At 72.5% G+C, this 12,778-nt stretch carries 11 protein-coding genes and 1 pseudogene; 7 read left to right on the top strand and 5 right to left on the bottom strand.

The features are described 5' to 3' along the window. Positions 1-49: 49 nt before the first annotated feature. From glgC to QFZ75_RS05045, 3 genes are all read left to right on the top strand, one after another. Positions 50-1,270 (top strand): glucose-1-phosphate adenylyltransferase, encoded by a 1,221-nt coding sequence (glgC, locus tag QFZ75_RS05055; protein ID WP_307534175.1) that lies wholly within the window; start codon positions 50-52, stop codon positions 1,268-1,270. A 191-nt stretch (positions 1,271-1,461) separates the two neighbouring features. After that, complete coding sequence (locus QFZ75_RS05050) at positions 1,462-2,787, top strand: wax ester/triacylglycerol synthase family O-acyltransferase (protein ID WP_307534174.1); 1,326 nt, start codon at positions 1,462-1,464, stop codon at positions 2,785-2,787. A 157-nt stretch (positions 2,788-2,944) separates the two neighbouring features. Beyond that, positions 2,945-4,501: an SDR family oxidoreductase gene (locus QFZ75_RS05045; RefSeq protein ID WP_307534173.1), complete on the top strand. Its 1,557-nt coding sequence runs from the start codon at positions 2,945-2,947 to the stop codon at positions 4,499-4,501. 81 nt (positions 4,502-4,582) lie between these two features. On the opposite strand, the pseudogene QFZ75_RS05040 reads toward QFZ75_RS05045, so the two are convergent. The 4 genes and pseudogenes from QFZ75_RS05040 to QFZ75_RS05025 form a co-directional block, all read right to left on the bottom strand. Continuing rightward, positions 4,583-5,338, bottom strand: a pseudogene (locus QFZ75_RS05040) (SDR family oxidoreductase). A gap of 61 nt (positions 5,339-5,399) precedes the next feature. Continuing rightward, the gene (locus QFZ75_RS05035) at positions 5,400-5,921 is read right to left on the bottom strand and encodes a hypothetical protein (RefSeq protein ID WP_307544217.1); all 522 of its coding nucleotides are present in this window, start codon (positions 5,919-5,921) and stop codon (positions 5,400-5,402) included. Positions 5,922-6,029: 108 nt separating this feature from the next. Further along, the gene (locus QFZ75_RS05030; RefSeq protein WP_307534172.1) at positions 6,030-6,662 is read right to left on the bottom strand and encodes an MBL fold metallo-hydrolase; all 633 of its coding nucleotides are present in this window, start codon (positions 6,660-6,662) and stop codon (positions 6,030-6,032) included. Then, a complete protein-coding gene (locus QFZ75_RS05025) occupies positions 6,659-7,747 on the bottom strand; it encodes an S-(hydroxymethyl)mycothiol dehydrogenase (protein WP_307534170.1) in 1,089 nt (362 codons plus the stop codon). The genes QFZ75_RS05030 and QFZ75_RS05025 overlap by 4 nt, the downstream gene beginning before the upstream one ends. A 403-nt stretch (positions 7,748-8,150) precedes the next feature. Between QFZ75_RS05025 and QFZ75_RS05020 the strand changes: the two genes are divergently transcribed. Then, positions 8,151-8,321: a hypothetical protein gene (locus QFZ75_RS05020; protein WP_307534169.1), complete on the top strand. Its 171-nt coding sequence runs from the start codon at positions 8,151-8,153 to the stop codon at positions 8,319-8,321. 109 nt (positions 8,322-8,430) lie between these two features. Continuing rightward, the gene (locus QFZ75_RS05015; protein WP_307534167.1) at positions 8,431-8,916 is read left to right on the top strand and encodes a GNAT family N-acetyltransferase; all 486 of its coding nucleotides are present in this window, start codon (positions 8,431-8,433) and stop codon (positions 8,914-8,916) included. 121 nt (positions 8,917-9,037) lie between these two features. Here QFZ75_RS05015 and QFZ75_RS05010 read toward each other — a convergent pair whose 3' ends face one another. Then, on the bottom strand, positions 9,038-10,444 hold the full coding sequence (locus tag QFZ75_RS05010; RefSeq protein WP_307534166.1) for an amidase: 1,407 nt from the start codon (positions 10,442-10,444) through the stop codon (positions 9,038-9,040). Positions 10,445-10,901: 457 nt separating this feature from the next. Here QFZ75_RS05010 and QFZ75_RS05005 point away from each other — a divergent pair, with 457 nt between their 5' ends. Beyond that, the gene (locus QFZ75_RS05005) at positions 10,902-11,249 is read left to right on the top strand and encodes a VOC family protein (RefSeq protein ID WP_307534165.1); all 348 of its coding nucleotides are present in this window, start codon (positions 10,902-10,904) and stop codon (positions 11,247-11,249) included. Positions 11,250-11,373: 124 nt separating this feature from the next. Then, positions 11,374-12,564, top strand: a complete 1,191-nt coding sequence (locus QFZ75_RS05000; RefSeq protein ID WP_307534163.1) for a hypothetical protein — start codon at positions 11,374-11,376, stop codon at positions 12,562-12,564. Positions 12,565-12,778 lie beyond the last annotated feature (214 nt).

Raw genomic sequence — 12,778 nt, 5'->3', positions numbered from 1 at the left:
CGGTCTGCCCGTGGGCAGGCTCGGACCGATGAGGGTTAGGGGAGCGGCCATGCGTCGTGGTGGACCTTCGGTGCTCGGGATCGTGCTGGCGGGCGGGGAAGGCAAACGCCTGATGCCCCTCACCACGGACCGGGCGAAACCAGCGGTCACGTTCGGCGGTACGTACCGCCTGGTCGACTTCGTGCTGTCCAACCTCGTCAATGCCGACATCCTGCGCATCTGCGTCCTGACGCAGTACAAGTCGCACTCGCTCGACCGGCACGTCACGACGACCTGGCGGATGTCCAGCCTGCTGGGCAACTACGTGACGCCCGTCCCGGCCCAGCAGCGGCTCGGTCCGCGCTGGTACCTGGGCAGCGCGGACGCGATCCTGCAGTCCCTGAACCTCGTGTACGACGAGCAGCCGGAGTACGTGGCCGTGTTCGGCGCGGACCACGTCTACCGCATGGATCCGCGTCAGATGCTCAACCAGCACATCGACAGCGGCGCGGGCGTGACCGTGGCCGGCATCCGGGTGCCGAGATCCGAGTCCTCGTCCTTCGGCGTGATCACCCCGGGCACGGACGGGCAGACGGTGGAGGGGTTCCTGGAGAAGCCCGCGGACCCGCCCGGCCTGCAGGGCGACCCCGAGTGCGTCTTCGCCTCCATGGGCAACTACATCTTCACCACCAAGGCCCTCATCGAGGCCCTCCAGCGGGACGCCGAGGACGGGGACTCGGTGCACGACATGGGCGGCTCGATCCTGCCCCAGCTCACCGACCGCGGCGAGGCCGCGCTCTACGACTTCAGCGACAACCACGTGCCCGGCGAGACCACCCGCGACCAGGGCTACTGGCGGGACGTGGGCACCCTCGACGCGTACTACGACGCCCACATGGACCTGATCGCCGAGCGGCCCGCCTTCAACCTCTTCAACCGCAGCTGGCCCATCTACACCACCTCGGGCCAGCTCTCGCCGGCGCGGTTCAACGCGGGCGGCATCGCGAGCGAGTCGATCATCAGCGCGGGCTGCCTGATCCGCGGCCAGGTCACGCGCTCGGTCCTCTCCCCGGGTGTCGTCGTCGACCCCGGAGCCGTCGTCCAGGGGTCGATCCTCCACGACAACGTGCACATCGGCCGGGGCGCGGTCGTGCGCGGCGCGGTCCTGGACAAGAACGTGCAGGTGCCCCCGGGTGCGACCATCGGCGTCAACCCGGACCGCGACCAGGAGCTCTACACGGTCTCCCGGGCGGGCGTGATCGCCCTGGGCAAGGGCCAGCAGGTGCCCTAGCGTTCACGGAACGCGTCCCGGGGTGATGTCGCTCACCCCGGGACACCTCGTACGTCCCCGGGTCCCGCTCCTTTCGTCGAGAGCGGGACTTAACCCGTTGTTAACTGTGCGTAGCTTGATCGCGCTTGACCGTAATCGACCGACCGGGATTGACTGCTGGCTCACCCGTCGTCGACGCGAGAGCCGATCCGATGTCCTTTGACTCCGACCTTCTCGCACCGCTCGACCTGGCGTTCTGGAACATCGAGTCCCCCGAGCACCCCATGCACCTCGCGGCACTCGGGATCTTCGAGACCGGCTCGCCCGCCGCGGCCCGGCACGCGGCCGACCTGCTCGCGGCCCGCGCGGCCGGCGTACCCGGGCTGCGCATGCGCATCCGCGACAGCTGGCAGCCGTCCGCCTTCGGCGGCGCCGTCCGCGAGGCCGTGCCCGACTTCGAACCGCTCGACCACGTCCGCCTGCACGCCCCCGCCGCCGACTTCCACGCCGTCGCCGGCGCGATCATGCAGCGCCCCCTGGAGCGCGACAGGCCCCTGTGGGAGGCCCACGTCGTGCCCGGCGCGGAAGGCACCTCCTTCGCCGTGCTCTTCAAGTTCCACCACGCGCTGGCGGACGGACTGCGGGCCCTGACGCTCGCGGCGGCCGTCCTCGACCCCATGGACCTGCCCGCACCCCGCCCACGCCCCGAGGAGCCCGCGCGCGGCCTCCTCCCCGACGTGCGCAAGCTGCCCGGACACGTCCGCGGCACGTTCCGCGACCTGGGCCGGGCCCTCGACATCGGCGCCTGTGTCGCCCGCGCCACCTGGGACGTACGCTCCTGCGCCGCCCTGGTCTCCGAACCCACCGGCACCCGCCGCGTCACGGGCGTGGCCGTGGAGCTCGACGAGATCCACACCATCCGCAAGAGCGTGGGCGGCACCGTCAACGACGTCCTCATCGCCGTCGTCGCGGGCGCCCTGCGCCGCTGGCTGGACGAGCGGGGGGACAGCAGCGACGGGGTGTCGCCCCGGGCCCTGATCCCCGTCTCGCGGCGGCGCCCGCGCACCGCGCACCCGCAGGGCAACCGGCTCTCCGGCTACCTGATGCGGCTCCCCGTCGACGACCCCGACCCGCTCGCCCGGCTCGCCGCCGTCCGTACGGCCATGGACCGCAACAAGGACGCCGGACCCCACCGGGGCGCGGGGGCCGTCGCCCTGCTCGCCGACCACGTCCCGGCGCTCGGCCACCGGCTCGGCATGCCCGTCGTCGGCCGGGCGGCCCGGCTGCTCTTCGACATCCTGGTCACCAGCGTGCCGCTGCCCGGCCTCGGCATGAAGCTCGGCGGCTGCCCGCTGACCGAGGTGTACCCGCTCGCCCCGCTGGCCCGCGGCCAGGCCCTCGCGGTCGCGGTCTCGACGTTCCGCGGACGCGTCCACTACGGGCTCGTCGCCGACGCGGAGGCCGTCCCCGACCTCGACGTGCTGGCCGGGGCGCTGACCGCGGAGGTGGCGCACCTCACTGCCGCCTGCGCCTCCTGAACCGCCGGCCGCGGGCGCCGGGACCGTGTGCACGCCGCCCGCGGGCGGTCGGTGGCCGTCACGGGTTTGGAGCCTTCGCCCCGGGCTCCGTAAAATTGCGCCTTCGTAGGCGAGCGCGGTTCGAGCGCCGCGCGGAACCCGAGGAACGGCAACGACGATGACGGTGACAGAGGACAGCGTGGCGATCCCCGCCACGCGCACGGCACAGGCCCCGGACGGCTCGTACGGTCCCGGTGCCGACAGCGGCCACGGGTCCGACGGCGACCACGACCCCGGTGTCGACCACGGCCCCGGTATCGACCCGGAGCGGCTGGCCGTCTGCCTCGCCGTGCTCGACGAGCTCGAGAAGATCGACGTCGACCACCCCGACGCCGTCGCCGTGCGCCGCGCCACCGCGGGGATCTACCGCTCGGTCAAGCAGCGCCGCCGGCAGGAGCGCAGGGCCGCCAAGACCGCCCACGACAAGGCCGTCACCGAGGCCACGGCCACCGGCTCCGCCCAGCGCATCGACGACGAGACCGAGGGCGTCCTGCCGTCGTCCGTGACCGAGGCCGGCGCGATCGCGGGGGTGCTCCAGCGCCCGCGCTCCTGCTACACCTGCAAGACCCGGTACACCGAGGTCGACTTCTTCTACCACCAGCTCTGCCAGAAGTGCGCCGCCGAGAACCGGGCCCGCCGCGACGCGCGCACCGACCTCACCGGCAAGCGCGCGCTGCTCACCGGCGGCCGCGCCAAGATCGGCATGTACATCGCGCTCAGGCTGCTGCGCGACGGCGCGCACACCACGATCACCACGCGCTTCCCGAACGACGCCATCCGCCGCTTCAAGGCCATGCCCGACAGCGACGAGTGGATCGGCCGGCTGAAGATCGTCGGTCTCGACCTGCGCGACCCCGCCCAGGTCGTCGCGCTCGCCGACTCGGTCGCCGCCGCGGGCCCGCTCGACATCCTGATCAACAACGCCGCCCAGACGGTACGCCGCTCGCCGGGCGCCTACAGCGAGCTGCTCGCCGCCGAGTCGGGGCCGCTGCCCGCCGGCGAACTGCCGCCCGCCGAGGTCATCGGTACCTTCGGCTCCGGCGCCGTGTCCGCGCTCCCGGTCGCCGGGGGCGGGGCGCTGACCGCGCAGGACGTCACCGACCTGGCGCTCGTCTCCGGCTCCGCGTCGCTGGAGCGGATCGCCGCGGGCACCGCCATCGACGCGGGCGGGCTCGTGCCCGACCTGCACGACACCAACAGCTGGATCCAGGCGGTCGAGGAGGTCACGCCGGTCGAGCTGCTGGAGGTGCAGCTGTGCAACTCCACGGCGCCGTTCATCCTCATCAGCCGGTTGCGCGGGGCGATGGCCGCCGCCGAGGCCGGGCGGACGTACATCGTGAACGTGTCAGCCATGGAGGGGGTGTTCAACCGCGGCTACAAGGGCGCCGGTCACCCGCACACCAACATGGCCAAGGCCGCGCTCAACATGCTCACACGCACCAGTGCGCAGGAGATGTTCGAGAAGGACGGCATCCTGATGACCGCCGTCGACACCGGGTGGATCACCGACGAGCGGCCCCACCCGGACAAGATCCGGCTCGCCGACGCCGGGTTCCACGCGCCGCTCGACCTGATCGACGGGGCGGCCCGGGTGTACGACCCGATCGTGCGGGGGCAGCAGGGGGAGGACCTGTACGGGGTCTTCCTGAAGGATTACGCGCCCGGTAAGTGGTAGGCGGGCGGGGCAGGGGGCGAGGGGCGCCTCGTTCGCCGACTGCGGGCCGGCGGGGACCGGCCGCGCGGTTCCCCGCGCCCCTCATGGGGCTCTGTGCGCCGGCCGGACTCTCGTCCCGCCGTCCACCAGCAGGTCCGTGCCCGTGATCCACCGGGCCGCGTCCGAGGCCAGCCAGATGACGGCCCGGGCTATGTCCTCGGGCTCGCCGATGCGGCCGAGCGGGAGAGCGGCGGCCGCCTTCTGCGCCGGCTCCTAGACGAAGCGGGCCATCTCCGTGCGCACGAGGCCGGGGGAGACCGAGTTGACCCGGACCCCGGGGGCCAGTTCGCCCGCGAGCTGCCGGGTCAGATGGAGCAGGGCGGCCTTGCTCGTGCCGTAGGCGCCGAGATCGGGGCCGACGTGCGTCGCGCCCTCGGTGCAGATGTTCACGACCGAGCCGCCGTGCTCGCGCAGCCAGGCCCGCCACGCGTACTGCACCAGCCGCAGCGGCGCCTCGACGTTGACCGCGAACGCCTCGCGCCAGCGGTCCGGGTCGGCGTCCATCAGCGGGCCGTAGGGCTGGTTGGTCGCCGCGTTGTTCACCACCACGTCGATCCGGCCGTACGCGTCCATCGTCAGCTCGGTCAGCCGGCGCAGGTGGGCCGGGTCGGCGACGGTGCCCGCGAGCGCCACGGCGTCCAGCCCCGCGGCGGCCCGGCGCAGCCCGTCGGCGTCCCGCGCCGTGAGGCACACCCGCGCCCCCGCGGCCACGAACGCCTCGGCGACCGCCAGGCCGATCCCGCGCGAGGCCCCGGTGACGACGGCGGCCCTGCCCTCGAGTCCGTACGGCGACGTCATCCGCGTACCGTCTCATGGCGAACCGCCGGGCGACAGGTTCCGCAGGGCGGGGACCGGGGCGTCAGTCGACGGCTCCCAGGCGGGCGTGCCGGGACGAGACGAGTTCCAGCACCGTGCGCCAGTCCTCCAGCACCCCGGCCTCCAGGCCCGCGGTGCGGGCGGACTCGTCGGCCTGCCGCAGAAGCAACACGTCCTCGACGACCCGGTCGTCGTCCAGAGCCGGATCGTCCAGGGCTGGATCGTCCAGGGCCGGGTCGTGCGCCCGGCCGCCCCGGTCCTCCCCGTGCAGCCCGTGCAGGCGGACGAGGGAGGCGACCCGCTCGCCGAGCAGCGGGCCGACCGCACCGGCCGCGTGGCGGGCGCGACCCGCCGGGCCATCCGGCCGCAGCAGCTGCCCGACGACGTGCACCAGGCCCGCCACCTGCAGTTCTTTGTCCGCGGGGCGGCTGCGGCGCAGCAGCGCTGCGGTCTGCAGCGCGTGCTCGTGCAGATCGACCGGGGCGCCGCCGGGGCAGGCGCCGCCCCGGGACCCCCGGCAGGCGTGCAGCAGATCCATCAGCTCTTCGACACTGCGCAGTTCCATGCGCCAGTCCTCCCTGCGGGCGAGAAAGGCCGTCGTCTCGCGCCAGCAGATCATGACCAGATTTCGACCGGGCCAACGGGAACCGAACTGCGCCCCCCCCCGTCCCGCTCAGTGCCCCCGGTCGATCCACTCCTGGAGGTGCGGGGCCTCGGCGCCGATCGTCGTCGGGTCGCCGTGGCCGGTGCGGACCACCGTCCCGGCGGGCAGGCCGAGCAGGCGGGTCCTGATCGACTCCACGATCGTCGGGAAGTGCGAGAACGACCGGCCCGTCGCGCCCGGCCCGCCCTGGAACAGGGTGTCACCGGTGAAGACGGCGCCCAGCTCCGGCGCGTAGAGGCACACCGCCCCGGGCGCGTGCCCGGGAGTGTGCAGCACGGTCAGCTCCACGCCCGCCACGGAGAGCCGCTCGCCGTCGGACAGCTCGCCGTCCGGCAGGCGGTCCGGGTGCGTCTGCTTCCATAGCGGGAGGTCGTCCGGGTGGAGCAGGACCGGTGCCCCGGTGCGGGCCGCCAGCGCCGGGGCCGCGTCGATGTGGTCGTTGTGCGCGTGCGTGCAGATGATCGCGCGCAGCGTGCGGTCGCCGAGCGCCTCGGCGATGGCGTCGGCGTCGTGCGCCGCGTCGATGACCACGGCCTCCGTGTCGTCGCCGACGATCCATACGTTGTTGTCGACGTCCCAGGTGCCGCCGTCCAGGCTGAACGTGCCCGAGGTGACCAGGTGCTCGATGCGGGCGGTCGTCACAGCTCCACCACCGAACGCAGTACGTCGCCCTCGTGCATGCGGTCGAAGGCCTGCTCGACCTCGTTGAGGGCGATGGTCTCCGTCACGAACGCCGCCAGGTCCAGCCGGCCCTGCTGGTGCAGGTCGATCAGCATGGGGAAGTCACGCGAGGGCAGGCAGTCGCCGTACCAGGAGGACTTCAGGCTGCCGCCGCGGCCGAAGACGTCCAGCAGCGGCAGTTCGAGCTTCATCTCCGGGGTGGGGACACCGACCAGGACCACCGTGCCCGCCAGGTCGCGGGCGTAGAAGGCCTGCTTGTACGTCTCCGGGCGGCCGACCGCCTCGATGACGACGTCGGCGCCGAAACCGCCGGTCAGCTCGCGGATCGCCGCCACGGGGTCCGTCTCCTTGGAGTTGACGGTGTGGGTGGCGCCCATCGTGCGCGCCTTCTCGAGCTTGCGGTCGTCGATGTCGACGGCGATGATCTTCGCCGCGCCCGCGAGGTTCGCGCCGGCGATCGCCGCGTCGCCCACGCCGCCGCAGCCGATGACGGCCACCGAGTCGCCGCGGCCCACGCCGCCGGTGTTGATGGCCGCTCCGATGCCGGCCATCACGCCGCAGCCGAGCAGGCCCGCGACCGCCGGGGACACGGACGGGTCGACCTTGGTGCACTGGCCCGCCGCGACCAGGGTCTTCTCGGCGAAGGCGCCGATGCCCAGGGCGGGGGAGAGCTCGGTGCCGTCCTCCAGGGTCATCCTCTGCTTCGCGTTGTGCGTGTCGAAGCAGTACCAGGGGCGGCCGCGCAGACAGGCCCGGCACTGGCCGCAGACCGCACGCCAGTTGAGGACCACGAAGTCGCCGGGGGCCACGTCGGTGACGCCCTCGCCGACCGACTCGACGACGCCCGCCGCCTCGTGGCCGAGCAGGAACGGGTAGTCGTCGCTGATGCCGCCCTGCTTGTAGTGCAGATCGGTGTGGCAGACCCCGCAGGCCTGCACCTTCACCACGGCCTCGCCGGGTCCCGGGTCCGGGACGATGATCGTCCGGATCTGCACCGGCTCGTTCTTGCCGGGGGCGATGACACCGCGTACCTTCTGGGCGGCCATGTCGGACTCCTTCACATGGACAGTGCAACGCTGATCATGGTGGCACAGGGCCGGACGGGTGGATCCCCGCCTGTGGACAACCGGGTGGAACAGGGCGGAGAAGCGGCCGTACGGGGCTGTGCGGACACCGTACGACTTCAGACCGTTACACCTTGTTTTCAGCCCCATCGAGCAACGGCCCGCTCATTTGGTTACCCTGTACGGGACGGACAGCTCTTGCGGGTTCCACCCACACCCACGGTCCGTCCCGGGACATGCCGGTCACCACGGCCTGCTCTCATGAGAGTCGACCGGCGCCACCGCGTCCGCAGTGCCTGTACACAGACCCGAGCGGGCGTCGAGGGACCGACGGCAGAGTGGTCCCGCACGCCCCGAGGGTGACCCGACACATAAGGAGTGCGCGGTGACACCGGAGAAGACGAATCTCGAACAGGGCCCCAAGGAACGTACGAAGCTCGCAGGCCGGGCGGAGAAGCTCGGCAGCCTGGACGTGTGGGCCAGGTCCGCCCCCATCCGGCTGGCGGGCTACGAGGACGACCTCGCCGAGCCGCACATCCTGCCCAGCGTGGACTGAACCGCCTGTCCGGGCCCGCCGCAGCCGCCCCGCGGCGATCGGCGGACCCGGGCCGTGCCCGTACGGGCCGGGAGATCGCGGTCCGTACGGCCGTGGCAGACTCGTGCGCATGACGACGATCAGGGAAGCCTCGGCCGGCGACTGGCCGCGGATCTGGCCTTTCTGGCACCGCATCGTCGCCGCGGGCGAGACGTACACCTGGGACCCGGACACCTCGCAGGAGGATGCCCGCGCCCTGTGGATGGCGCCGGGCAAGCGCGTGTTCGTCGCCGAGGACGCCTCGGGTGCCGTGGCCGGCTCCGCCTACGTCGGTCCGAACTACGGCGGTCCCGCGAACGCCGTGGCCAACGCCGGTTTCATGGTCGATCCGGACCGCACCGGTCAGGGCATCGGCCGGTCCCTGGCCGAGCACATCCTGCGCACGGCCGAGGCCGACGGCTACCGGGCCATGGTCTTCAACGCGGTCGTGGAGACCAACCCGGCCGTGCGGCTCTGGACCTCCCTGGGCTTCGGGATCATCGGTACGATCCCCGACGCCTACGACCATCCGACGCACGGCAGGGTGGGCCTGCACGTCATGCACAGGGCACTCTGACACCGCCCCGTTCAGGAGCGCGGGGAACCGCGCGGCCGGCCCCCACGCACCCGCGGCCGGTCCACGACTCCTGTCGGCACCCGCGGCCGGTCCACGATCCCTCCTGGCATCCGCGGCCGGTCTACGCCCCCTCCTGCACGACGCCCAGCGGAGCCGTCCGCGTCCAGGGGCGCAGCTCCTCCAGCTGAGCCGCCAGCCCCAGCAGCACCGTCTCGCTCCCGGGTCGCCCCACCAGCTGGACCGCGCCCGGCAACCCGGACGGCAGCGTCCCGAACGGCACCACCATCGCCGGCCACCCCGTCAGGTTCCACGGCGGCGTGAACGGCGAGTAGTTGGTGTTGACCAGCAGGTTCGGCAGCCAGCCCCGCTTGTGCCACTGCGCCGCGGCCGGCCCCCGCCGGGCCAGCGCCGGAGTGAGCAGCACCTCGTGCTCCTCGAAGAAGGGCGCCAGCCGCTCCCGCAGCTGCTGCCGGCGCACACCGGTGCGTACCGAGTCGACGAACCGCCGCCCCACGCCCGCGTGCACCCGGGTCCGCCGCGTCAGCCGCCGCGGATCGAGCCCTTCCGCGTCCATCGCCGTCCCCGCGGTCCAGTGCGCCAGTGAGGTCGTCCCCAGCCACACCGGATACGGCGGGTCCGCACGCCGGACCCGGTGCCCCGCGCCGGCCAGCGCCCCGGCCGCCGTACGGGCCGTGTCCACGTAGGGCCGGGAGACGGTGACCCCGGGCAGCGGACTGCGCACGGAGACGGCGACCGAGAGGGCGCCGGGCTCCCCGGCGCGCACGGCGTCCGCATGTAGGGCGTCCGCGTGTACGGCATCCGTACGTACGGCGTCCGTGGCGGCCAGTACCGCGAGCATCAGGCGGGCGTCCTCGACCGTCGTCGCCAGTGGTCCGTTCTCGGACATGCCGAACCAGTCGCCGTGGCCGATGCCCGCCGGAACCGTGCCGTGTCCCGGTTTGAGGCCTATCAGGCCGCAGTTGGCGGCGGGTATCCGCAGCGAGCCCATGCCGTCGTTGCCCAGGGCCAGCGGCACCATGCCGGCGGCGACCGCGGCCGCGCTGCCCCCGGAGGAACCGCCCGCCGTGCGCGTGGTGTCCCACGGGTTGCGGGCCGTGCCGTGCACGCCGTCCGTGGTGCCGAAGACGCAGAGTTCGGGCACGTTGGTCAGACCGACGACGACGGCGCCCGCCGCGCGCAGCCGGGCCACCGTGACGTGGTCCTCGCCGGCCGGGGTGTCCGGGCTCGCCGCACTGCCGTTGCGGGTGGACTCGCCGCGTACGGCCAGGTTGTCCTTGACCGCCACCGGCACACCCGCGAGGGGGAGCCCGGCGAGGTCCGGGCGGGCCGCCACCTCGTCCGCCTCGGCGAGCGCGTCCGCCGTACGCAGCCGGCGGAAGGCGCCCACGCGCACGTCGAGCAGCTCGATCCGCGCGAGGTGCTCGGCCACCACCTCGCGGGGTGTGACCCGCTCCTCGCGTACGGCGGCGGCGATCTCGACGGCGGTCCGTCCGGCCCAGCTGGTCACGTCGGCTCCTCGGGGAACGTTGCTGTGTTCTGGCGTTCGAAGACGACTGTGCCCCGGTGAGGGCCGTCCAGTCGAGGTCCGTAGTGCCTGCGGATCCGCTGCGTCGCTCCCGGCCGAGGACATCGGCCCCGGTGGTCGCACCGGGCGGGGACCGCCTCGCGGGCGTGGCGACGCCGCGGGCCGGGCCGGCCGTCGTCGGCCCGGACGCCGACGGACAGGTCACGGTCGGCCTCGACGCCGCCCTCCTCGGACCAGGAAAACGCGGGTTCCGACACCGCAGCCGACCGCATCACCATCGCCCGGCACCCACGACTTCGTGTCCTGGCTCGTGAGGCGAGCACGTGCGGACCGTCATGAGACCTCGCGGCCGGCGCGTGTATCGAAAGTGCGTGCGGTGGCTGGTGCGGCGTAGTAATTCTGGAGAGCCGCAAAACACGTCTCTCGCTCGGAGTTGTCGATGGCCGTTCGCCGTGTCGTCCCCAATGTTCAGTCGGAGGCTGTGGAGGAGAGCCGGGAGTTCTACGGTCTGCTCGGATTCGAAGAGGTCATGAATCACGGCTGGATCATGACGCTCGCTTCCTCGTCGAGTCCGGGGGCGCAGGTCAGTTTCATGTCCGGCGACAAGACCGCGCCGGTCACGCCCGACATGAGTGTCGAGGTGGACGATGTGGACGCGGCTTATGCGGTCATGCGGGAGAGCGGTGCGGAGATCGTGCACCCCTTGCAGGACGAGAAGTGGGGAGTGCGCCGGTTCTTCGTCCGTGACCCCAATGGCCGGGTGGTCAACGTGCTGGGCCACCACTGACGGGCTGTCCGGAGCATGACGGCAACTGCCTGGTTCTCCGCCGGCATTCCGCAACTCGTAACGCGTCCGGTCCTGCATCCTGCGCGGTCTGGTGGGAAGCGGTCGGCGGGCGGAAACTTCGGGGATGAGCGAAGTGCGGATGGGTGAGGGGGGCGGGTCGGATCGCCGGGCCGCCACGGGGCCGGCCGGGCGGGAGCGTGGCGGGCAGGCCAGTGTCGACTGGGGCCGCTGGTTCCCCGAGCGGAAGAGCTACGACGAGTGGGCCCGGCAGCACGTCCAGGAGCTGCTTGACGAGGGCCGGATCGAGGAGCTGCGTTCGGCGGCCCGGACCGGTACGGTGCAGGCCCGCGCACGGCTGGCGGAGATCTATGCCGAGCAGGGCGGTATCGAGCAGCTTCGGGCACTCGCCGGCACCGGGAACAAGCGTCTGGAACGCCTGCTGTCCGACGTGCTGGCCGACACGACGGCCGGGCAGGACGGCCTTGAAGCGGCGGTCGCCGTGATGAAGGTGCGCCTGGAGATCCAGGAGAAGGACGCCCTCGACCAGCTGATCGAACTGCTCCGCGCGCAGGAGCGGACCGAGGAGGCCATCACCTTCCTCCAGGCACGCCTGGAGGAGAGCGATTACACCGAACGGCACCTGCTGGTCCATCTGCTCCTCGTCCAGGGCCGTGTGGAGGAAGTACGGACGATGGCCGACGACAGCAGCTGCCCCTACGCCCGCACTCTGGTCACGGGCGTCCTCGCCGAGCACGGCCGGATCGAGGAGTTGCGGGCACTCGGCGTTCATGGCTTCGTGCTGTCCCACGCGCTGGCCGGACAGGGACGCGTCGACGAGGCGATCGCCGTGATGCAGGAATGCGTCGAGGCCGACGAGCAGCACGCCCACGACTTCCTGATCAAACTCCTGGTGGAGCAGGGGCGCGCGGACCAGGCCCTGAGCGCCCTGGAGTCCAGGCGGCACAACCCGTACGAAAAGACCTCCACGGCCTCTCTCGACGTGGCGCGGCTCCTGGACGAACAGGGCCGCGCCGAGGATGCGATCAGAGTGCTGCGGACCCGAGGTCCCGCTCCACGACAACTCGCCGCACTGCTGGCCGCGCAGGGCCGTACCGACGAGGCCGTGCGGGTCTTCGACCACGCCATGGCCGACCCCGATCACCGGTTCGCCGTCGACGAACTGGCCGAGGCCCAGGCCGGCCTGCTCGTCGAGCACGGCCGGATCGATGAGCTGCGCACCCGCGCCGAAACAGGTCAACAGGCATACCGCGTGCGGTTGGCCGCGTATCTGGCGGAGGCCGGGCGAACCGGCTGAACGCGTGACCGGTGGGTGAACACCGGCGCGAGCACGACGGGCTCTGCGACGCCCTGGCCGCAGACCGGCTGGTCCTGGCCGCCGACCTCACCCGCTGGTTGTGGCCCGCCGACCTCACCCGCTGGTTGTGGCCCGCCGACCTCACCCGCTGGTTGTGGCCCGACGCGCACACCCGCTGGTTGTGGCCCGACGCGCACACCCCACCGCTGGACGT

Source organism: Streptomyces sp. V3I8 (genome assembly GCF_030817535.1).
Lineage (GTDB): Bacteria > Actinomycetota > Actinomycetes > Streptomycetales > Streptomycetaceae > Streptomyces.
This window is presented reverse-complemented; position numbering and strand designations above follow the sequence as displayed.